Raw genomic sequence first — 22,644 nt, 5'->3', positions numbered from 1 at the left:
TATTCGTGGATAAACATAAGGGGGAAGCTATGAAAATTGAAGATTATCAATTACTAATTACATTAGATGAGACGAAAACGTTAAGAAAAGCTGCTGAAATTTTATATATATCACAACCAGCAGTCACGCAACGCTTAAAAGCAATTGAACATGCGTTTGGAGTAGAAATATTTATTCGTACTAAAAAACAATTAATTACTACTACAGAAGGTGCAATGATTATCGAACATGCACGTGATATGTTGAATCGAGAAAAAATGTTTTTCGATAAAATACAAGCACATATAGGGGAAGTAAATGGAACCATATCTATAGGATGTTCATCTTTAATTGGACAAACAATATTGCCCCGTGTATTGAGTTTGTATAATACACAATTTCCTAATGTAGAAATACAAGTTCAAGTGGGTTCAACAGAGCAAATTAGATCTAATCATAGAGATTATCACCTTTTAATTACCAGAGGGAATAAAGTAATGAATTTAAAAAATATCCATTTATTTGATGATGAACATTATTTTATTTATCCAAAAGAACGTCATGAAGATGTGTCAAAGTTACCATTTATTGAATTTCAAGCAGATCCAATATATATCAATCAAATTAATCATTGGTATAGTGAAAAATTTGGACAAGATTATCATGCTACCATTACAGTAGATCAAGTGGCAACATGTAAAGAAATGCTAATAAGTGGTGTAGGAGTAACTATTCTTCCAGAAATAATGATGAAGAATATTGATCATCACGTATTTGAATTTGAAAAAGTCAACATTGATGGTCTTCCGTTAATCCGCTCAACGTATATGAGTTATGATAGTAGTATATTGCAACTACCACAAGTTGATGCTTTTGTTTCTTTAATGCTTAATTTTACTAAATAATAGTTAATCAATATTGCAATTTAAAAGAAGAATAGAGGTATAATATATGTTTTCAGCACTATTGCATATTAAAAACTATAAATTATTTCTTATTAATATGATGCTCTTAGGAATGGGTATTGCCATTACAGTGCCATACTTTGTTTTATTCGCAACAAATGAACTAGGAATGTCGACAAATCAGTTTGGTGTTCTTTTAGCTTTGGCTGCAGTCAGTCAATTTACTGTAAATGCGATTGTTGCTAGATTTTCAGATACACATCATCTTAATCGGAAAATACTTATTATTTGTGCACTATTTATGGGAGCACTTAGTTTTTCTATATATTTTTACATCCATCATATATGGCTATTTATTATAGTATATGCGATATTTCAAGGATTATTCGCACCTGCAATGCCCCAATTATATGCATCCGCTAGAGAATCTATTAATGCGTCTTCATCCAGAAATAATGCAAAATTTGCTAATACTGTCTTAAGATCAATGTTCTCTTTTGGCTTTTTATTTGGTCCACTCATTGGTGCATATCTCATTCAATTTATGGGCTACGCAGGGCTATTTGGCGGCACAGTTATCATTTTATTATTTACACTGTTGTTACAAATATTCTTTTATAAAGATTTAAATCTGACTATAAACGAACAAGTTAAAGATACTGCTAGTATTGAAATAACTGCACCTAATATGTTAAAAGATAAAGCTTTATTTATTCCATTTATTGCTTTTATACTTCTACATATTGGTCAGTGGATGTATACAATGAATATGCCATTATTCGTTACAGAATATTTGAAAGAACGAGAAGGTTATGTAGGTACTTTAGCAAGTTTATGTGCTGGCTTAGAGGTGCCTTTTATGGTTATATTAGGGATTTTAGCATCCAAATTATCTACACGCACTTTGCTTATACTAGGAGCCATAAGTGGTGGTCTATTTTATTTTAGTATTGGTATATTTGAAAATATATATATGATGATGATAGGACAAGTATTTTTAGCATTTTATTTAGCGATTTTATTAGGACTGGGTATTAGTTATTTCCAAGATATACTACCTGACTTTCCTGGTTATGCGTCGACTTTATTTGCTAATGCAATGGTAATAGGACAATTATGTGGAAATTTATTAGGTGGCGTAATGAGTCATTGGGTTGGATTAGAAAACGTTTTTTATGTTTCTGCCTTATCTATTTTTATTGGTATGATTTTAATATTGTTCACTAAAGATCAAAAGTTTACATCCTCAACTATGAATATACAATAATTAAAAGAAATGATTATGTATGAAAATAAAAGTCTGGGACTTTAAATCCTTCGACAAATGAAAAAGACCACTTTTTCTATTGAAATAATAGAAAAAGGGTCTTTTTTATAATTATTTAATTTATATGTAGCTCAAAGAGTTGTTATGTTTTTGAGAATAATGTTCTAGGCTCTTATTTCATATTTTTATAACACAGTATTTGAATCTTCATCAACAAAATGATGTTCTATATAGAAAGCAATAGGTGTAATAATTATAGAAATGATAATAAATGCCCAATTATTAATTTGAATACTAGGTCCATATGCTAAAAATGACTGTGGAATAAAAAATACATAAAATAGTGCTACTACTAGTAATGCAATAATACAGTAATTAAACCACCAAATCCAATGCGAATTATTAAAACACTGTAATTGAACAGTTTTAAAAACGACTAAAATAAAGAGAAATATAATAGTTAAACCAATGATGAGCGTAATAGGAAAGGTATATAAATATACTTCATTATGATTATCAGGAACAAAAAAACCGATAAACCCCTTAAAGAAAAAGAATATACCCATTAAAAAGATAAAATTTCTAAAAATAGATTTAACAATATTTTTAAATGTTTCATTTGGTAGGGATTTAAGTTGTTTTTTAGCGTGTGCTTTTGGGTCATGATCGAAAAATTCAAGAGCTAAAGTTCCATCATTTTCTGCGGCAAGTAACTCCTTCAAAATACGATTGAGCATGAGTTCACTATCATGCGGATTTACACGTAAATCTGATCTAATATAAGTCATATAGTTTTCAAAGATTTCTCGATCCGTATTATTTAAACGCATGGATTTCACGTTGTTTTCGCGGGCTAATGTTGCAGTCGATTTCATTTATTATCCCCTTAAAAATAAAAATGTTTAAAAGTTTTAAAAGTTGATTATTATATATTAAATATGAATAATCATATCATAGTTATGTAAAGAATATAATGTATAAATAGGAAGAATATAAAATGAGAAGTCTTTCAATTACTGATGATCAATTAATTGAGAATATTGCAAGTATTCATGAATATTACTTAGAAAAAAGTGGATTAAATTATCATGCTACAACGCTCTCTATAGCTTTAAGACAAGAAATGATTGAGAGAAGATTAAACATGAACCAAGATATTATTTATGTTATTGAGTCAAAACATGATTTTAGAGAACCTTCTGCTTTCATTTGGGGTCATTTTGAAACGAGTACGAAAGTGGTAACGATTGAAATGTTATATACACACCCTCATTGTCGAAACAGTGGGATAGCTACTAATTTAAAATTGGCATTAGAACAATGGGCGATAGAAAAAGATGCACATTCTATCGAAAGCACAGTGGATGCGAATAATGAACAAATGATTCATATCAATCGTGAACAAGGATATGATATAACTCATGTTAAAATGCGAAAAGACTTAAAATAATAAAATGAATCATGCCACATTTCATGTTAAAATAAGTGTTATTGATATATATTTAAAGGAGAAATATATGAAGAAGTGGATTGTACTTTTACTATTAGCGACTTTAATATTGTCAGCATGTGGTAAAAGTGAAGAAAAAGTATCTTTAGAAAATGATATTAAACAGCTAGAAAAAGAAAATAAAGATTTAAAAAATGAAAAAAATAATCTAGAGAAACAAAAAGAAAAGCTCAATGCGCAACGAGAAAAGTTACAAAAAGAAGTAGATAGTTCTGTTGCCAAAGAATCAGTTAAACAAGAAACTGAAAAATCCAAAAAGGATAACTCAAGTCAAACGAATTTATCAAATGAAAGTTCTAGTAGTACTGAAGAACAAAGTAGTGACTCAAATAGTGAACAATCAAGTAATAATACAAGCTCTAGTTCGTCTACAGAGAACAACTAATATCGGTTTTAAAAGGCTGCAGGTTTGGCGATAGAATAAGAAGGGTAATAGTATTTAAATACATTTTGAATATAATATCCATATATTTGAAAATAAAGTTTAAAAATATAATAATAAAATTCAGCACATAATTTATAGTATTGGAGAGATAACTATGCATGAACATGATTTTCAAATTCTAGAGGGACGTGACCTTACACTTCCAGAATTAGGTAAAGAGATTGAAAATATTACTGGACGTACAGTAACTCATTCAACTGGAGACATTAAACGTGTTGTAGCACACTTGCCAAATTTTGAATCAGAAAGTGATACTTTTGTAGCTACTTTTAAACTTAATCATCGTAATGATTATATCGATGCAACATTTGTAGCACCTAAAAATCAACGTGATAAGTTAAAAGAAATTCCAGTACATATCGAATTAATAAGTTATATTTCAAAAAATTAATAATTTTTTAATCAAAATGAACGAAACGAAGTGTGTTATGGTTATATACTCCATGTCACACTTTTTTCATAATTGTATTTGGGTAATGGAGTGTGGATAAATGGTTGTTTATATAGAAACAGAAAGATTGAGATTGCGTGATTGGGAAGAAAAAGATTTATTATCTTTTCAAAAAATGAATGCAAATCCTCAGGTAAGACGCTATTTTCCAAGTCTATTAAGTTATAGACGTTCAGAATTAGATATGCAACGAATGGATGATATTTTAAAAGAAAAAGGAATTGGGCTGTTTGCTGTTGAGCTTAAAGAGACAGGAGCATGGCTAGGATATATAGGGTTAAACTACTTACCAAAAGATAGTAAATATCCTTTTGAAAATTTACCTATATATGAAATTGGATGGCGACTTATCCCTGAAGTATGGGGGAATGGTATTGCTACTGAAGGTGCTATGGCTGTTTTAGAGTATGCAAAAGAAAAAGGCATAGAAGAAGTATTTAGTCTTACTGCTGAGGGGAATTTGGCCTCTCGAAAAGTAATGGAAAAAATTGGGATGTCATTATTTGATTATTTTGAACTACCTGACCTAAGTAAATATCATCCACTTAAAAGACATGTAAGATATCAAAAAAAGTTAAACATATAAATATTAATAAATAAATACTAGAAGATAAATAGAAACCCTAGAGGCTTTTAGCATATTAAAAGTTATGGACTACATTAAAAATGTGACGATAAAAAACAAATTTATTTCTAGTCCTAGACGCAAATATAGAAACACTCAACACGAAAGTCTCTACATTTGGTGCCGAAATTAGGATGGGCCAACGAATTCTTTCTGAATTCGTTGGCCCATCTTTTTTTATAATATTAATCAATCATAGGTTCTAACACCAAGAGGTTTATAATTAAGTAATCCATCAATTAGAGCCTCTTTAGTATCATATAAAGGTGCTAACTCTTTATATTTTTTATCGATAAAACCTTCTTCAATCATATGATCAATCAAAATTTGAAGCGGATTAAAGAATCCATTTAAATTAAAGATACCGATTGGTTTTTGATGTATACCAATTTGTGCCCAGCTATACATTTCGAAAAATTCTTCAAGAGAACCAGCTCCTCCTGGTGCCATAACAAAAGCATCTGCTAATTCAGTCATTTTTTCTTTGCGTTCGTGCATTGAGTCTACAAGAATGAGCTCACTTACTTTTTGACTTGTAATTTCACGTTCATCTAACATTTTAGGCATCACTCCAATTGCACGGCCTCCGTAATCTAGTACGCCATCTTGAATAGCGCCCATGATACCTACTGAACCCGCTCCAAAAATGAGTTCATAACCTTGTTCAGCCATATATTTTCCTAATTGATATGCTTCTTTAACATAAATAGGATTATTCCCTTTACTTGCTCCACAATATACTGCTATACGTTTCATTTTGTATCCTCCATTAATTGATTAAGTAAGGTTTGAAAAACATCACAAAAATGCTGTCGGTCTGCTTTTGAAAAAGGGGAGGGTCCTTTATGACGTCCACCTTGTTTTCTAATTTGTGCATTATTATAACGCTGTTGAAGTAATATATCTATATTATTTTCGTTATAGATAAATCCTTTATGATGCATTATAATTCTAGCTTTCTTTAGTAACAAACTAGCTAATCCATAATCTTGAGTAATCACAATATCGCTAGTTGTTACAAGTTGTATAATTTTGTAATCCACTGCATCTGGTCCATCATCAACGTATAATATATTTACATGACTTGGATAATGAGAAATATGACTAAAGCTCCGTAAAATCGTAACAAAAAAGCCTGTCTCAGCTGTTAAATCAATAATTTCATTAACGACTGGACAAGCATCACCATCAACAAATATGGTTGTCATTATTTATTTGTAGCCTTTTCTGAATGTAACACTTTATCTTGAGTGATAATACTGTCGGCATTATAGTTATCATATTTCTTCATTTCTTTAATTCGCTGTTTTTCATTATGTTTTTGAATTTTTTCTTCTTCTTTATGACGTTTATCAATATTTTTTTGAAGCTTTTTCTCTAATTTAGAAGATTGTTTATGGTTCTTTTTAGCTAATTTTGATCCTTTTTTCTTAATATATTTAGGGTCATTTTCTTTAGCAATTTTTTTGAGTTCGCGCTTATTATCGAACTCTTGTTTTTTATCACCAAAGTAATCTTTAACATCAGATGCCTTATTTGCTACTGTATGTGTAGCATGTGAAGTTGCATGCGAAGCTTTTTGAACATCTGGATGAGACTTGATTTTTTTACGTTCTACAACTAGTGGTACGATAAATATCGGTAACACGTTAATTACTGTTTTAATAACTTGTTTTTTGTCCATACTCGTTGCCTCCATAAAATTTTCTTTCTCTTTCATTACCCTATGATACAGGAATTCAAACGATTGCACTGGATTAAAATAGTGATTTAAAATTTTTATAAAAAAACACTAAAATTCAAAAAGAATTTTAGTGTCATATCATTAAATTCCTTTACCAATACCGAATCCGAAATAAAGAATAGCAATGAAAATAACTAATACGATTCGATAAATCGCAAATGGTACTAACTTCACTTTATTAATTAAATGTAAGAACGTTTTAATAGCGATTAAACCGACAATAAATGCTGCTAAGAATCCAATGATATAAAATGGGACATGTGCAAGATCAATATATTGATAATTTTTAAGTAATGATAATGCACTTGCTGCTAACATAATTGGGACTGCCATAATAAATGTGAAATCAGAAGCAGATTTATGATTGAGTTTCATTAATACCCCAGTAGAAATTGTTGATCCAGATCTACTGAAACCAGGCCACATTGCGACTGCTTGAGAAATACCAATGACAAATGCTTGTAAATAATTAATTTGATCGACTGTTTGCGGATGTTTTACTTTAGTACTGTATTTATCAGCAATAATCATATAAATAGCGCCAATGAATAAACCAATCATTACAGTAGGTACACTAAATAAATGCGCTTCAATAAAGTCATCAAAAAGAACACCTAAAATTCCAGCTGGAATCATACCTATTAATACATGAAGTAAGTTCAATCGGCGAGGTTTAGAACGCATTCCCTCACTATGAGCAACGTGTTTGTATTTTCCAATATGTAACATTTCGAAGTAACGTTCACGGAACACCCATGCAGCAGCAAAAACAGAACCTAGTTGAATGACAATTTTAAAAGTAAAAGCTGAATGAGAACCTAAAAATTGAGACGATTTTAACCACATATCATCTACAAGAATCATATGTCCAGTAGATGAAACAGGAGCAAATTCAGTAAGACCTTCTACAATACCTAAAATTAACGCCTTAATAAATTCAATAATTATCATAAGTAACCTCTTTCTTTTATGTAAAAAATGAACTTTTATTTATGCTAAATATTTTATTTTAAAAAATTCACTTTATTATCATAGCATATTGAAATAATAATTTACTAATAATTACTGGTGTATATGACAATAATGTCATGTTGTTTTGAAATAAAATATTATTTTGTTGTATTGTGTGGAAGATGATGAATTCAAAGAAATGACATAATATTGTCACTTAACTTTGAAATCAATTAAATGATTATTTGTGATCAAGCTTCTATAATAAAGCATTAGGTGAAGAAAGTTGAAAAATTTAATGAGTTTAGTCTTTAAATATAAATTATTTCCAATTTTTATGGGAATGACTAGTGTATTGTTAGCCATATGTGTAGTGATTCAAAATATTGGAATTGCTGAGTTTTTGAATCAAGTCTTGTACCACAAGCTTTCATCTATCTATTCATTGTTATTTATTATTTTAATTGTATTAATTTTGAGAGTAACGTTTAATATGTTGAATCAACGATTAGGGGATATTTTAGCTTACAAAGTTAAACATGACCTTCGTCAAAAAATAATAACAAGTAAGTCTAAAGCTTCAATTGGCGTACAAACAAACATTTTAACTGAAGTTATAGATGGAATTACACCCTTTTTTAATAATTACTTGCCGCAAGTGTTTAAATCTATGTTCATACCACTCGTCATTATTAGTGTAATGTGTTTTATACATCTTAATACTGCTATTATTATGGCGGTTACTGCACCATTTATTCCATTGTTTTATATTATTTTTGGCTTGAAAACACGAGACGAATCTAAAGAACAAATGATGTATTTAAATCAATTCAGCCAACGCTTTTTAAATATAGCTAAAGGTTTGATTACTTTAAGACTATTTAGACGAACAACGGAGACGGAAAATCGTATTTATAGAGAGAGCACACACTTTAGGGATTTAACGATGAAAATTTTGAAAAGTGCATTTCTATCTGGTCTTATGCTTGAGTTTATAAGTATGTTAGGTATTGGTTTAATTGCACTAGAAGCGACGTTAAGTTTAGTCGTGTTTCACCATATCAATTTTAAAATTGCTGTAATTGCGATTATTTTAGCACCAGAATTTTACAATGCAATTAAAGATTTAGGTCAAGCCTTCCATACTGGTAAACAAAGTGAAGGAGCAAGTGATATTATTTTTGATTTTTTAAATAATATTGAAGAATCAAATATTAACACGCCTACCATAAATCAGAATCAGCAAAATCAAATTTACTTCGATAAAGTAAGTTATCAATACCCTAATACGACCCTATATGCATTAAAAGATATAACTTTTTCAATCAATCAAGGAGAAAACATTGCAATTGTTGGTCCCAGTGGTGCTGGAAAATCCACACTAGCGAATCTGATTAAGCAAATGATAACACCTACAAAAGGTCGTATTATATTTAATTCTGAAGTTACAGATATAGGTATGTTAAACCAACATCCATATATTTTTTCGGCGTCTGTTAAAGATAATATTACAATGTTTAATGAGGTTTCAGATGAAAAAATTTTACAAACTTTAGAAACAGTAGGACTAAAAGAAAAGATTTTAAGCTTAAATAAAGGAATTCACACTGTAATTGGTGAAGGTGGGGAAATGTTATCTGGAGGTCAAATGAGAAGAATAGAACTTTGTAGAGTACTATTACTACGTCCAAGTATTCTAATATTTGACGAGCCTACTACAGGTTTAGATATTGAAACTGAACGTATTGTTCAACAAACATTAGAGCATAACTTTAAGCATGCTACTACAATTACAATCGCGCATCGTAATTCGACTATACGTCGTGCAACACGACGTTTATATGTAAAAGAAGGTCATCTTATTAAAGATGATAATCAAATTTCTACGCAATTAAATAAGGTGGTGAATAAAGATGAAACCACATATTAAATTTCATTTAGATAAAGATTTATTTTTAGCTATATTAGTCAGCATTACTGGAAGCCTAATAGCACTTACAATGTTCTTCCTAAGTGGATATATGGTAACTCAAAGTGCACTAGGCATGCCTATTTACGCATTGATGATACTTGTCGTTTCTGTAAAATTATTTGGATTTTTACGTGCTATTACGCGATATGTTGAAAGATTATTATCCCATCGAACTACATTTACAATGTTAAGGAATATAAGAGTACAGTTTGTAAAGCAACTTTTTCCAAGAGTGCCTAATATTTATCGTAAATTTAGATCGAGCGATTTAATCTCAAGAATGGTTAATAAGGTGGAGTCACTGCAAAATATATATTTACGTGTATATTATCCCCCTTTTGTAATAGGTTTAACTGCGCTAATTGCTGCTGTTGCATTAATTTATTTTAGTATTGCTCATGCTATATTAATTGTCATAAGTATGCTATTTTATTTATGGATTATACCATGGTTAAGTGCTAAGCGTGTACGTATACTTAAACAACAAGTTACTACTCATGAACAAAAAATGTTGGCTGAGTTTTATGATTATAAAGCGGGTTATCAAGAGTTAATTACTTTTAATCAACAAGATGCATATAAAAAGAAAGTCGTTAAATCATTAGAATATTATGATAGGTTACAAGCTAAAGAAAATCGATTTTTAACATTTTATGATTATATATTGAATCTCATTTCTATTGTAACGATTTTTTTAAGTTTAGCTTTAGTCGTGATACAAATTGAACATGGATATTTAGATGTTATATATGTAACGAGTATGATATTAATGATTTTAACTTTGTTCGAACAGGCTATTCCAATGAGTAATTTTGCTTATTATAAGGCAGATACAGATCAAGCATTAACGGATATTAATGAGGTGTTTAATTCTTCGATAACTACACCTAAGTTAAATGTACAGACAAAACAAGAACCTGTATTTAGTATTTCTAATCTAAACTTTAAATATTTTAATCAAGAAACATTAGTATTAAACGATATTAATTTAACCATCCATAAAGGTGAAAAAGTAGCTATCATTGGACCTTCTGGTTCAGGAAAAAGTACGTTAATGCAACTGCTATGTGGTTTATATGAAACAGAAGAAGGTAGTGTTGAGTTGTATGGTCAACCTATTACTCAAATTAATGAAAACGATAGATATAATGAAATCAATGCGTTATTACAATCTCAACAAATATTTGATGGTACTGTCAGAGAAAATTTATTATCTAATCAAAAAGATGAAAACTTAATCGATGTCTTAAATATGTTGAATTTAAGTTACTTAAATTTGAACACTCAATTGACTTTAGATGGAACTTCTTTATCTGGCGGTGAAATTCAACGTTTATCTTTAGCACGTTTATTTTTAAAATCGTCTAACATTTGGCTATTAGATGAGCCAACTACAGCGCTTGATGAAGATAATACGAACAATGTAATGAAAGAAATTAACAAGCGAGCAGAAACATTAGTTGTTGCTACACATGATTTAGACTTACTTCCATATTTCGATACCATTATCGTAATGGTTGAAGGTGAGGTTGTTGAGTACGGAGATTATGTATCATTAAGTCAAAATAAGGGGTATTTAAATCGCATGATTCATATTAATACATTATAAAATAAAAAACCTGAGATAGCTTTAAAGAATGATCTCAGGTTTTTCACTATTGATAAATATATAAATTACATTTTGAAATGAATAACTTTAATTAGTTTAGTACTAGCATGTCACATTATTTGTTTTCGGTAAAAGCAGTAATAATTTTACCTAATAGACGATTAAGTTCATGGACTTCATCGTTACTCAAAGAAGAAGCAATGGCAACTTTTTGAGATGCATCACTTAGTTCAGGTTTAATATTTTCACTTTTTTCAGTAAGATGAATAAATACTTCACGTTGGTCAATTTCAGAACGTTCCCGTTTAATTAAATCAACGTTTTCCATTCTTTTTAGTAAGGGTGATACTGTACCTGTATCTAAAGCTAATTCAGTGACTACTTTCTTAACATTTACAGGCGATTCTTCCCATAAAATGCTTAAAACTAAGAATTGTGGGTAGGTAAGATTGTACTTTTTAAAGACTTTGTTTGAATAGTAGCGATTTACTTGTCTTTGTGCATTGTACAAACTAAAACAAAGTTGCTCTTTTAAATTGTGTTGTTCAGACATTAAAGTTCTCCTCCAGACATTTATCCGTTTCTCTTTATTTCGGATTAAAGTTCGTCTATGTTGTGTAAAATATAAATTATCACACACTTCATTTCAATGCCATGCTAAAATTAAAGTATGCTTAAATTTTAGAAGAAAACGATATTTTAATCAAGTGTAATCTAACGTACATTTTTATAATATTAATTTCAAATACATTTTATATAGAAATGAGTTTTTAAAATGATAAATAATAAAAATAAAAAAATATCTATTACAATTATTAATGGCTTTTTAGGAAGTGGTAAAACTACATTTTTGAATAATTATATACACCAATTATTAAAAAAAGATAAGAAAATAACAATTATTATGAATGAATTCGGTTCTTTTGACGTTGATAGTTTACTTATCGAAGAAGATATTACTGTAAAATCATTAATCAATGGATGCGTATGTTGTGACTTAAATAATGATTTAGTATTACAGTTACAATCACTGATTAAAGAAGGTGTAAGTCAACACATTCTTATTGAATCGACTGGAATTGCACATCCTTTAGAAGTCTTTGCAGCGTGTCAAGATCCAACAATAGTTAATGACGTGGAAATTCCTAAAATAATAGGCCTTGTTGATGCGTTAAGATTTAATAATAGAATGAAATATACGGCAGAAACGAATGAGTTAATGGAAGAACAAATTAAATATAGTGATGTAATTATTCTTAATAAAATGGATTTAGTGACACAAGTAGAATTAGAAAATATAAAAAAACAATTGGCTTCTATTAATAATAAAGCAACGATTTACGTGACTACATATAGTAAATTAGATGACGTAGTAGTGAAAAATAAATCTACTGATATTAATAGGCATGTTCATGTCCACCATCATAATGTACAATCTATGAAATATACGTTTAGCGCTCCTATTGATCGACAATTATTTTACCAATTTATAATGCGTTTGCCAGATGAAGTATTCAGATTAAAAGGATTTGTAAAATTTAAAGATCAATTGGATGCAATATACGAATTCCAATTTTCAATGGGATTACCTACTTATGGAATAACTGATAGAGAAGTGCCATTAACGATTGTTATTATTGGTGAAATGCTTGATACAACACGTTTGAAAAACCAATTAGAAATGATTCAATTTACTTAAAATGACTCCTTAATTTTTATGTGAGTGGTTATGAGTATTCTAAATTTCTAATAAATATGTCACAGTCTTGTCATGAGAATAAAAAAATAAATCATTTATAATAGAATAAGGAGGATATATTAATGAATCATAATGAAGATAAACGTACTAAACAAATTCGCTTTGAGTTTAAGTGGATTACAATCCCATATTTAATTTTTGCAATTATTATTCTATTGTTAAATATCTTTTTTACAAATATAAAAATCACAATGACACTATTTGGATTGTTCTTTGCTTATAATTTAGGAATATTATTTATCGCATTTATTAATAAGTACAAACGTACACTCATATTAACGCTAATTTTAACTATTTTAAGTGCAGCAACTTTCTTTACTTTATTATACGTTTTTGGACTTAATCGAGAAATATTTGGTTAATAAAAGTATGAATCACCTCATATAAATCAAGTAAAAGGAGTCACTTTAGAATTTGTATTGAATTCTGTAGTCACTCCTTTTAATTTTAAGATAAATAGGGTAGTTAAATTATTAACAAATCCTCAGGCTAGGAGTGAAAGTATGAATATTGGCGTCATTCTCAATAGAGTATTTAGAATAAATAATAATCCATTATTCGAATATATTAATCAACAAAAAGATGACATTGATAAATGTTATCTTATAATTCCTAAGGAAACATTTGAAGAGGAAGGTACAGATAAAAAAGCAAACTATTATTATGGCACTTTAGAAAAATTTTTATATCAGTTGAAAGAACATCATATAGAGCCATATGTCATCAATTACAGTGAACTAGGTATGTTTTGTACTGAACATGATATTAAAGAAATAGTTATGGCGGGCGATATCATGAGTTATCATCAAGAAAGATATGATATTCGACACTTAAAACAAGCGTTTAAAAAGCACGATATATCCGTAATAACTATTAACGTTAATCATTATTTTAAGCCAAGTAACACGATGAATCAGCAAGGACAACCATATAAAGTATTTACAAGTTTTTATAAAGCACACCGTTCAAAACTTAGACAGCATTCTTCGTATCAATATCATTTAAGTGATATCGCTAATAAATGTAGCCAATCACAACAAACTATAACTAATGATTATCATCATGATGGACAATCAGAAGATCAAGCGTTAAACAATTGGCAGGATTATTTAAATCATAGTATTCAAAACTATAAAAAGGATAGAGAGTATCTTCCAGAAGTACTCACTAGTCAATTGAGTATTGCTCTAGCATATGGTCTGATAGATATTAAACAAATTATTACAGATTTATTAGAACGATATGAGGAAAATGAAAATAATTACGAAAGTTTTATTAGAGAAGTAATGTTTCGTGAGTTTTATTATGTTCTTATGGCTCAATATCCTCATAGTGCACATGAAGCATTTAATGAAAAATACCGTACTATACAATGGTCTTATAACAAAGAAGAGTTTAATCGCTGGTGTGAAGGTAAAACTGGTTTTCCTATTATTGATGCTGCTATGAATGAATTAAATGAGACAGGATTTATGCATAATCGCATGCGGATGGTAGTCTCTCAATTTTTAACTAAAGATTTGTTTATTGATTGGGCTTGGGGCGAAGATTATTTTAGAAAAAAATTAATCGATTATGATGCAGCTTCAAATGTACATGGTTGGCAATGGTCAGCTTCAACTGGGACAGATGCTGTGCCGTATTTTAGGATGTTTAATCCTACTAGACAAAGTGAACGTTTTGATAAAGACGCTTTATATATCAAAAAATATATTCCTATATTCGATAATGTGCCCGCAAAATTCTTACATCACCCATTTCAATATCAAACACAATTAGTAAAAAAAGGAATACAATTAGGTGAAGATTATCCTAAACCAATTGTAGATCATAAAGTTGCGCGCGAATATGTGATGACAATATTTAAAAATATATAAAAAAAGAGCTAGGGGAAGGAAACAGAGTTCACATTGAGTTCATGTTTCAACCCCTAGCTTTTTTAAATACATAACTAAACGTCTTATAAAATTTTTCTACATGAATAAACTGTATTAAATAGAAATATATCAATGTGCCATTCTTATCCCTTTAATGAATAATAAAATGACAAATTGAAGTAGCATCATTAATGAAATAAATATTAAACTACTACCATTTAAGGCACGAATGACTTCTGTGATAATAGTAAAGGGACGGGTAATTAAATGAACAGTATGAAATCTCAAAAATCTACCCATAAATATTCCTAAACCATTTAAAAACATAAGTGTTATTAATAAACATCGATTTAACCATAGCTTTGAAGTGAAATGAGATAAATGAACAAATATGAGAGCCATGCAATAAATCGCAAAAAATACACTTAACAGTAAGAAAGTAAAGTATAACCATTCTGTTAAATTAAGTTGAACGTAAAAATCAAATGTAAACTGATTAAGATGAATAAGATCAGTAACCATATAAAATGTATTGGGTACTAATAAAATAAAAATAAGAGCAAAAATAATAAATATAGGCCATTCAAATTTTTTTCTAGGTTTAAATAAATCTAATAAGAAACATAATTCAAGTGGAATGTAAGCTAAAAATAAATTCAAGCTTACAAAGTTAAATACACGTGTTTCAAATAAAGATATTACAAAAAGAATAATAAAATAGATTCTTGCAATATAACGTGAAGTCATAATATGCACTACTTTCTAACGATTTAGTTGAATTATTATAGTAAAGGTTAAAGGCGAAGTAATCAAGAAAAAAGAAGGTAGAATAATTAAAGTTAGAGAAGCATTAATAATTGTAAAATGGATGTGTAATCTGTAAGAAAAGAATCTCAATAATTTTAAATACGTGATGTCATATGTATCATTAAGATAATTTGATTATACATAACATAAATGTAAAATACTTTGAATAACTATTAAGTAAGTAAGATGGTATATTTTAAAATAAAAAATAATATATAATAGTATCTAAATGAAAAATTTAGAATTTTTAACTTTTCTCAGAATATGAATTAGATGAATTTCATTAAGAGTATTTAATTATAGATAAAAGAGAGGTGGTCTTATATGAAAAAGCAATTATTTACATTATATTTTAATATATTTTTAATATTCGTTGGAATTGGCCTTGTTATTCCTGTTCTTCCAGTATATTTGAAAGATTTAGGATTAAAAGGAAGCGATTTAGGAATTTTAGTAGCCATTTTCTCATTGTCCCAAATGATTATTTCTCCTTTTGGAGGAAGTTTAGCTGATAAATTGGGTAAAAAATTAATTATTTGTTTAGGATTAGTATTTTTTACGATCTCTGAGTTCTTATTTGCTATGAGTCATTCTTTTATACTTCTAATAGTATCAAGAATACTTGGAGGTTTTAGTGCAGGGATGGTAATGCCTGGTGTAACAGGAATGATTGCAGATATTTCTAAAGCTAAAGATAAAGCGAAAAATTTTGGTTATATGTCTGCAATTATTAACTCTGGTTTTATTTTAGGACCAGGAATTGGTGGTTTTTTAGCAGAAGTATCACATCGTCTTCCATTTTATTTTGCAGGTGCACTAGGTGTTATGGCGTTTGTTATATCTGTAATATTGATTCGACAACCACAAAATACAGTGGAAAGTCATCATATTCACTTTGAAACAAAAGAACTTTCTAAAATTCAATGGGGTGTTTTTATTACTCCAATTATCTTAACGTTTGTACTTGCTTTTGGTTTGTCTTCTTTTGAGACGTTATTTTCTCTATATACTTCAGCGAAAGCAAACTACGCACCTGGCGATATTTCAATTGCTATTGTAGGTGGTGGTGTTGCAGGAGCAGTATTCCAAATTTTCTTTTTTGATAAATTTATGAGATATACCACTGAACTTACATTTATTACTTGGGCATTATTATATTCTGTCATTGTTATATTTAGTCTTATAATCGCTCATAGTTACTGGTCAATTATGTTAATTAGTTTTATTGTCTTTATTGGATTTGATTTAATTCGACCAGCGCTAACTAATTATTATTCAAATATAGCGGGTAATCGACAAGGTTTTGCTGGAGGACTTAATTCTACATTTACAAGTATGGGTAATTTTGTAGGCCCATTGGTAGCAGGTTCATTATTTGATGTTAATATTGAATTTCCTTTATATATGTCTATTATTGTAATGTTATTTGGGATAGTAATTATTTTCATAGAGAAAAATTTAAAGTTAAATCGTAGCGGATGTGATTAAATAAGTTTTATATATTTTATATAATAGAAATGTAACAATAAAAAGTCGTTAGGTAATATAACTGTTACAAAGATTACAATTATTTTAAATTGCCTTCTATTGAATTATTTTATCTATATTTGTATGTTAAGATATAAAAAAATTCAAAGAGAAGTGTGGGTAAGGAGATGAATTTAAAAAATATATTGTTAAGTGTGGTAGCTATCATTTTATCAATTTGTTTGGCATTTCTATTATTTATCGCAACGAATCAAAATGCCTTAGCTAAGGTACATCGAACAATTTCTACTTTTTCAAAAGTTGGAAGTATTGTCGAAACTGAAAATATATTAAATATAAACAGCAATCACACCGCCGAAGCTTCTGAGAAAGATCAAACACAACGCAAAGCAGACATTCGTCAAAATCAAAACGTTAACTATAGGTTAAATGAGAAAGCTCAAGAAAAATATTTATATTCAACAGAGGAATGTAAAACGATAGCTGAAAATTATATGCAACAAAATTATAAAGAGCCTGTAAAGTTAGAGCGTTTGAATGAAACTAATCAATCCATCACTTTTGAAGCGTATCCAAAAAACAAAAAAGCTGAAGATATAACAATTAATAAAATGGGTAAAGTTGAGATCATTTCTGTAAATAATGTTAAATAAAAATGTAAAGTAAGATTAGAGTAGGAAAGTGAAATCTAAAGATTTCTATCTTACTCTATTTTTTATTAGTCAAAAAGAGTAGTAAAATGGGATATATAAAGAAGATAAATGAGGTGTTACATTGAAACATAAGAAAACTAATGCAATGAGAATGCTTGATAGAGCCAAGATTAATTATTCAGTAAATACATTTGAAATAGGTGAAGAACATTTAGATGGAGAAACAATTGCGGAATTAGTGCATGCGAATGTGAAAGACGTTTATAAAACATTAGTATTAGAAAATGCTAATCATGATCATTTTGTATGTGTTATACCAGTCAGTGAAACATTAGACTTAAAAGAAGCGGCACATGTCATAGGTGAAAAGAAACTTAATTTGATGCCGATGGATGATTTAAAAAAAGTTACTGGTTATATAAGAGGAGGGTGTTCTCCAATAGGAATGAAACATTCGTTTCCAACGATTATTGATGAGTCAGCTTTATCACGAGACAAAATCAATGTGAGTGGTGGTCAACGAGGCATGCAAATTATACTTGAACCTAATGATTTAATTGCAGTTACACAGGCACAAACAGCGCGTATTACTCAACATTAAATGTATTAGCAGAGTGAGCAATGATATACATTGTGAACACTCTGTTAATTTTTCGATTTTTTGAACGTTTTTGAACGTTTTTGATAATTTTTGATTGAAATATGTAAGCGCGAACACTATAATAAAAGTTGTAAAGGAGTGTTAAAGATGATCTCTGAAAAACGACAAAGTTTAATTTTACAAGAACTTAAGAAAAAAGATTTTTTATCACTCCAAGAGTTAATTGAACGAACAGGTTGTAGTGCTTCAACTATAAGAAGAGATTTATCAAAGTTACAACAACTTGGACGTCTTCAACGTGTTCATGGTGGTGCGACACTTAATAGTCATAGAAATCAAGAACCCATTTTATCTGAAAAACTGTCTACAAATCTAAAAGAAAAAAAAGAAATTGGAAGAAAGGCAGCTTTGCTCATTGAAGATAATGATTGTATTTTTATGGATGCAGGTTCTTCTACAATTGAGATGATTCCATTTATAAAAGCACAAGATATCGTAGTGGTTACAAACGGATTGTCTCACGTTGAAAGATTACTTCATCGAGGTATTAAAACCTTGATGATTGGTGGAGAAGTAAAAGCTACCACTTTTGCTACTGTCGGAGCAAGTGCCCTTGAAGTTTTAAGACGTTATTGTTTTGATAAAGCTTTCATAGGTATGAATGGCTTAGATTTGAATCATGGATTAACCACACCCGATGAAAAAGAAGCATTAATTAAAGAAAGAGCAATACATCAAGCAACCACATCTTATGTTTTATTAGACCATTCAAAATTAGATGAAACATATTTTGCGCATGTCTCAACCAAAACTTGCCATGTTGAGTACATCGTATCTGAGCAATTACGAAATCATAATCGCTACAACGAATACAAAGAGAAATACCACTTTTTAGGAGGTTAATTATGATATATACAGTGACATTTAATCCATCTATTGATTACATCATGTTTACTGATGGATTTGAGCTAAAAGGGCTTAATAGAGCTAGAGAAACATACAAATTTGCTGGTGGAAAAGGTATTAATGTTTCTCGCGTGTTGAAAACTTTAGATGTTTCATCTACGGCATTAGGATTTGCTGGAGGTTTTCCTGGGGAATTTATTTCTAGCATTTTGGAACAAAGCGATATTAATACGGAGTTTATTAAAGTAAATGAAGATACTCGTATTAATGTTAAATTAAAATCCGGCGATGAAACTGAAATTAATGCACCTGGTCCGAATGTGACGTCTGAGCAGTTTGAAGCATTATTAAATCAGATCAGACATACTTCTAAGGAGGACACTGTCATTGTAGCAGGAAGTGTTCCAAAAAGTATTCCGAGTGATGCTTATGCTCAAATTGCAAAAATCACTCAAGAAACAGGTGCAAAATTAGTAGTGGATGCTGAAAGAGATTTAGTTAATACAGTGTTAGAATATCATCCTTTATTTATTAAACCGAATAAAGATGAATTAGAAGAAATGTTTGATGTCACAATTAAATCAGATCAAGATGTCGTTAAGTATGGTAGAGAAATAGTAAAAAATGGAGCTCAATCTGTCATTATTTCTTTAGGTGGAGATGGTGCCATATATGTTGACGAGACAAGAAGTATTAAAGCCCAAAATCCTAAAGGTGAAGTTGTAAATACAGTAGGATCTGGTGACAGTACAGTTGCAGGTATGGTAGCGGGTCTTGAGTTGGGACTATCACTTGAAGAAGCATTTTGCCAAGCAGTAGCTTCAGGTACGGCTACGGCATTTAATGATGACTTAGCATTAAGAGAAGATATAGAAAAAATCAAGTCACAAGTTACAATTTCTGTACTTGATGGGGAGTGATAGAGTTGAGAATAACAGAATTACTTACAAAAGAAACTATTGCTATGGATTTATCAGCTAGTGATAAAAATGGCGTCATTGATGAATTAGTTAATCAATTAGATTCAGCTGGTAAATTAAGCGATATAGCTCAATTTAAGGAAGCGATTCATAATCGTGAGTCACAAAGTACAACGGGAATTGGTGAAGGAATAGCCATTCCACATGCTAAAGTAGCAGCAGTGACATCACCTGCGATTGCTTTTGGTAAATCAAAAGAAGGTGTGGACTATCAAAGTTTAGATGGTCAACCTGCGCATTTATTCTTTATGATTGCAGCACCAGAGGGTGGCGCACAAACACATTTAGATGCATTAGCTAAATTGTCAGGCATTTTAATGGACGATACAGTAAGAGAAAATCTATTACAGGCTAATTCGAAAGAAGAAATACTTCGTATTATTGATGATGCTGATGATGAAGCAACTAAAGAAGAAGAAAAAGAAGCTCAAGAACAAGAGGATGAAGCACAAGCAACAACTGGCGCATCAGCGAATGATAATGCTAACGAACCTTACGTTTTAGCTGTAACAGCGTGTCCAACAGGTATTGCACATACGTATATGGCCCGTGATGCTTTGAAAAAACAAGCAGAAAAAATGGGAGTGAAAATAAAAGTTGAAACAAATGGTTCAAGTGGTATTAAAAACCATTTAACTCAACAAGATATTGAACGTGCAACTGGGATTATTGTAGCTGCCGATGTTCATGTAGAAACAGATCGTTTCGATGGTAAAAATGTAGTTGAGGTTCCAGTAGCAGACGGAATTAAACGTCCTGAAGAGTTAATTAATACAGCACTTGATACAAGTAGAAAACCATTTAAAGCACATGGTGGACAAAAAAATACAGATAAAGATAGTAATGATGAAAAATTAAGTCCAGGTAAAGCATTTTATAAACACTTAATGAATGGTGTTTCTAATATGTTACCACTTGTTATTGCTGGTGGTATCTTAATGGCGATTGTATTCTTATTTGGCGCCAACTCATTTGATCCAAAAAGTCCTGAACACAATGCGTTTGCAGAACAATTGTGGAATATTGGTAATAAGAGTGCCTTTGCATTAATTATTCCAATCTTAGCTGGTTTCATTTCTCGTAGTATTGCAGATAAACCAGGTTTTGCAGCTGGCCTAGTTGGCGGTATGTTAGCAATTTCTGGTGGCTCTGGGTTTATCGGTGGTATTATTGCTGGTTTCTTAGCGGGTTATTTAACACAAGGTATCAAATATATTACTCGTAATTTACCTCAAGCAGTTGAAGGTTTAAAACCAACATTAATTTATCCACTATTAAGTGTGACAATTACTGGATTATTAATGATTTATGTATTTAATCCACCTGCAGCATGGTTAAACAATCTATTATTAAATGGTTTAAATAGTTTATCTGGTTCTAACATTATGCTATTAGGATTAGTTATTGGAGCTATGATGGCAATTGATATGTGAGGTCCATTCAATAAAGCAGCTTATGTATTTGCGACAGCTGCTTTAACTGAAGGTAATGCTGCACCAATAACAGCAGCAATGGTTGGTGGTATGATTCCACCATTAGCAATTGCCACAGCAATGTTTATCTTTAAACGTAAATTTACAAAAGAGCAACGTGGCTCAATCGTACCTAACTATGTTATGGGTCTATCATTCATCACAGAAGGTGCCATACCTTTTGCAGCTGCTGACCCATTACGTGTGATTCCATCAATGATGGTCGGTTCAGGTGTTGCTGGAGCGATTGCATTAGGACTTGGTTCAAGAATTAATGCACCTCATGGTGGTATCATCGTTATAGCAGCCACAGACTTTAGTCATATTATCCAAACTATCATTGCTTTAATTATAGGTACACTTGTTTCAGCAGTACTTTATGGTTTACTGAAACCAAAATTAACAGAACAAGAAATTAAAGCTTCAGAATCTATGGATGAATAATCAACATTGGTTTAATGAGCCTGAGACATAATGAGTTGTCTCAGGCATTTTTTATATATTAATATTTGTTAATTGAATCGAAAACGTGTTGCCTCAAAGCTATTTTAAGGAATACTAGCATCGAGATCTTTGTAAAAAAGGCAATATTCAAAGAAATTTGGATTGGAGCCTCAGCAAAAAGGGTTTCCTGAGAAACCCA

At 30.1% G+C, this 22,644-nt stretch carries 22 protein-coding genes and 2 pseudogenes; 17 read left to right on the top strand and 7 right to left on the bottom strand.

Annotation, left to right across the window (positions count from 1 at the left end; all coding sequences use genetic code 11):
- Positions 1-29 precede the first annotated feature (29 nt).
- Entirely contained in the window at positions 30-884 is an 855-nt protein-coding gene (locus HMPREF3131_RS04425; RefSeq protein ID WP_017175987.1) for a LysR family transcriptional regulator, read from the top strand.
- 46 nt (positions 885-930) lie between these two features.
- On the top strand, positions 931-2,151 hold the full coding sequence (locus HMPREF3131_RS04420; RefSeq protein WP_017175986.1) for a sugar efflux transporter: 1,221 nt from the start codon (positions 931-933) through the stop codon (positions 2,149-2,151).
- Positions 2,152-2,336: 185 nt separating this feature from the next.
- Here HMPREF3131_RS04420 and HMPREF3131_RS04415 read toward each other — a convergent pair whose 3' ends face one another.
- Positions 2,337-3,026, bottom strand: coding sequence for a DUF1129 family protein (locus tag HMPREF3131_RS04415; RefSeq protein WP_017175985.1), 690 nt, complete (start codon positions 3,024-3,026; stop codon positions 2,337-2,339).
- A 122-nt stretch (positions 3,027-3,148) separates the two neighbouring features.
- On the opposite strand from HMPREF3131_RS04415, the gene HMPREF3131_RS04410 reads away from it, so the two are divergent.
- From HMPREF3131_RS04410 to HMPREF3131_RS04395, 4 genes are all read left to right on the top strand, one after another.
- A complete protein-coding gene (locus HMPREF3131_RS04410) occupies positions 3,149-3,601 on the top strand; it encodes a GNAT family N-acetyltransferase (protein WP_019834911.1) in 453 nt (150 codons plus the stop codon).
- 67 nt (positions 3,602-3,668) lie between these two features.
- Positions 3,669-4,046 carry an SA0632 family lipoprotein gene (locus tag HMPREF3131_RS04405; protein ID WP_017175983.1) on the top strand — a complete coding sequence of 126 codons (378 nt, stop codon included), beginning with the start codon at positions 3,669-3,671 and terminating at the stop codon, positions 4,044-4,046.
- Positions 4,047-4,200: 154 nt separating this feature from the next.
- Positions 4,201-4,497 carry a hypothetical protein gene (locus HMPREF3131_RS04400; protein WP_017175982.1) on the top strand — a complete coding sequence of 99 codons (297 nt, stop codon included), beginning with the start codon at positions 4,201-4,203 and terminating at the stop codon, positions 4,495-4,497.
- A 100-nt stretch (positions 4,498-4,597) separates the two neighbouring features.
- Complete coding sequence (locus HMPREF3131_RS04395) at positions 4,598-5,143, top strand: GNAT family N-acetyltransferase (protein WP_017175981.1); 546 nt, start codon at positions 4,598-4,600, stop codon at positions 5,141-5,143.
- Between the two features lie 228 nt (positions 5,144-5,371).
- On the opposite strand, the gene HMPREF3131_RS04390 is transcribed toward HMPREF3131_RS04395, so the two are convergent.
- From HMPREF3131_RS04390 to HMPREF3131_RS04375, 4 genes and pseudogenes are all read right to left on the bottom strand, one after another.
- A complete protein-coding gene (locus HMPREF3131_RS04390; protein WP_017175980.1) occupies positions 5,372-5,938 on the bottom strand; it encodes an LOG family protein in 567 nt (188 codons plus the stop codon).
- Positions 5,935-6,390 carry a YaiI/YqxD family protein gene (locus HMPREF3131_RS04385; RefSeq protein ID WP_070436489.1) on the bottom strand — a complete coding sequence of 152 codons (456 nt, stop codon included), beginning with the start codon at positions 6,388-6,390 and terminating at the stop codon, positions 5,935-5,937. Before HMPREF3131_RS04385 ends, HMPREF3131_RS04390 begins: the two co-directional genes overlap by 4 nt.
- A gap of 23 nt (positions 6,391-6,413) precedes the next feature.
- Positions 6,414-6,866, bottom strand: a pseudogene (locus HMPREF3131_RS04380) (hypothetical protein); the annotation flags it as partial.
- 141 nt (positions 6,867-7,007) lie between these two features.
- Positions 7,008-7,877 carry an undecaprenyl-diphosphate phosphatase gene (locus HMPREF3131_RS04375; RefSeq protein WP_019834913.1) on the bottom strand — a complete coding sequence of 290 codons (870 nt, stop codon included), beginning with the start codon at positions 7,875-7,877 and terminating at the stop codon, positions 7,008-7,010.
- A 286-nt stretch (positions 7,878-8,163) separates the two neighbouring features.
- Between HMPREF3131_RS04375 and HMPREF3131_RS04370 the strand changes: the two genes are divergently transcribed.
- Together HMPREF3131_RS04370 and HMPREF3131_RS04365 are read left to right on the top strand one after the other, a co-directional pair.
- A complete protein-coding gene (locus HMPREF3131_RS04370) occupies positions 8,164-9,807 on the top strand; it encodes an ABC transporter ATP-binding protein/permease (protein WP_070436488.1) in 1,644 nt (547 codons plus the stop codon).
- Positions 9,791-11,458 (top strand): amino acid ABC transporter ATP-binding/permease protein, encoded by a 1,668-nt coding sequence (locus HMPREF3131_RS04365; RefSeq protein ID WP_019834915.1) that lies wholly within the window; start codon positions 9,791-9,793, stop codon positions 11,456-11,458. The genes HMPREF3131_RS04370 and HMPREF3131_RS04365 overlap by 17 nt, the downstream gene beginning before the upstream one ends.
- Before the next feature lie 115 nt (positions 11,459-11,573).
- Here HMPREF3131_RS04365 and HMPREF3131_RS04360 read toward each other — a convergent pair whose 3' ends face one another.
- Positions 11,574-12,011 carry a global transcriptional regulator MgrA gene (locus HMPREF3131_RS04360; RefSeq protein WP_002449577.1) on the bottom strand — a complete coding sequence of 146 codons (438 nt, stop codon included), beginning with the start codon at positions 12,009-12,011 and terminating at the stop codon, positions 11,574-11,576.
- A 222-nt stretch (positions 12,012-12,233) separates the two neighbouring features.
- Here HMPREF3131_RS04360 and HMPREF3131_RS04355 point away from each other — a divergent pair, with 222 nt between their 5' ends.
- The 3 genes from HMPREF3131_RS04355 to HMPREF3131_RS04345 all read left to right on the top strand — a co-directional run bounded on the left by HMPREF3131_RS04355 (position 12,234) and on the right by HMPREF3131_RS04345 (position 15,094).
- Complete coding sequence (locus tag HMPREF3131_RS04355; RefSeq protein WP_019834916.1) at positions 12,234-13,157, top strand: CobW family GTP-binding protein; 924 nt, start codon at positions 12,234-12,236, stop codon at positions 13,155-13,157.
- Between the two features lie 122 nt (positions 13,158-13,279).
- Positions 13,280-13,579, top strand: a complete 300-nt coding sequence (locus tag HMPREF3131_RS04350) for a hypothetical protein (RefSeq protein ID WP_019834917.1) — start codon at positions 13,280-13,282, stop codon at positions 13,577-13,579.
- 141 nt (positions 13,580-13,720) lie between these two features.
- A complete protein-coding gene (locus HMPREF3131_RS04345; RefSeq protein ID WP_049379643.1) occupies positions 13,721-15,094 on the top strand; it encodes a cryptochrome/photolyase family protein in 1,374 nt (457 codons plus the stop codon).
- A gap of 129 nt (positions 15,095-15,223) precedes the next feature.
- On the opposite strand, the gene HMPREF3131_RS04340 is transcribed toward HMPREF3131_RS04345, so the two are convergent.
- Positions 15,224-15,841 carry a DUF1361 domain-containing protein gene (locus tag HMPREF3131_RS04340; RefSeq protein WP_019834919.1) on the bottom strand — a complete coding sequence of 206 codons (618 nt, stop codon included), beginning with the start codon at positions 15,839-15,841 and terminating at the stop codon, positions 15,224-15,226.
- A gap of 384 nt (positions 15,842-16,225) precedes the next feature.
- Between HMPREF3131_RS04340 and norA the strand changes: the two genes are divergently transcribed.
- The 6 genes and pseudogenes from norA (at position 16,226) to HMPREF3131_RS04310 (ending at position 22,445) form a co-directional block, all read left to right on the top strand.
- The gene (gene norA / locus HMPREF3131_RS04335) at positions 16,226-17,389 is read left to right on the top strand and encodes a multidrug efflux MFS transporter NorA (RefSeq protein ID WP_061544168.1); all 1,164 of its coding nucleotides are present in this window, start codon (positions 16,226-16,228) and stop codon (positions 17,387-17,389) included.
- A gap of 167 nt (positions 17,390-17,556) precedes the next feature.
- A complete protein-coding gene (locus tag HMPREF3131_RS04330) occupies positions 17,557-18,042 on the top strand; it encodes a hypothetical protein (RefSeq protein WP_049382110.1) in 486 nt (161 codons plus the stop codon).
- Positions 18,043-18,187: 145 nt separating this feature from the next.
- Entirely contained in the window at positions 18,188-18,643 is a 456-nt protein-coding gene (gene ybaK, locus HMPREF3131_RS04325; RefSeq protein WP_172457931.1) for a Cys-tRNA(Pro) deacylase, read from the top strand.
- 147 nt (positions 18,644-18,790) lie between these two features.
- Positions 18,791-19,546 carry a DeoR/GlpR family DNA-binding transcription regulator gene (locus tag HMPREF3131_RS04320; protein ID WP_070436487.1) on the top strand — a complete coding sequence of 252 codons (756 nt, stop codon included), beginning with the start codon at positions 18,791-18,793 and terminating at the stop codon, positions 19,544-19,546.
- Positions 19,547-19,548: 2 nt separating this feature from the next.
- Positions 19,549-20,469, top strand: a complete 921-nt coding sequence (pfkB, locus tag HMPREF3131_RS04315) for a 1-phosphofructokinase (protein WP_002449570.1) — start codon at positions 19,549-19,551, stop codon at positions 20,467-20,469.
- Positions 20,470-20,474: 5 nt separating this feature from the next.
- Positions 20,475-22,445, top strand: a pseudogene (locus HMPREF3131_RS04310) (fructose-specific PTS transporter subunit EIIC).
- Positions 22,446-22,644: the final 199 nt, after the last annotated feature.

Origin of the sequence: Staphylococcus sp. HMSC14C01, from assembly GCF_001808085.1 — a bacterium.
In the GTDB taxonomy this organism is placed as follows: Bacteria; Bacillota; Bacilli; order Staphylococcales; family Staphylococcaceae; genus Staphylococcus; species Staphylococcus hominis.
Note: the sequence above shows the minus strand (reverse complement) of the source record. Positions and strands in the feature narration are given on the sequence as shown.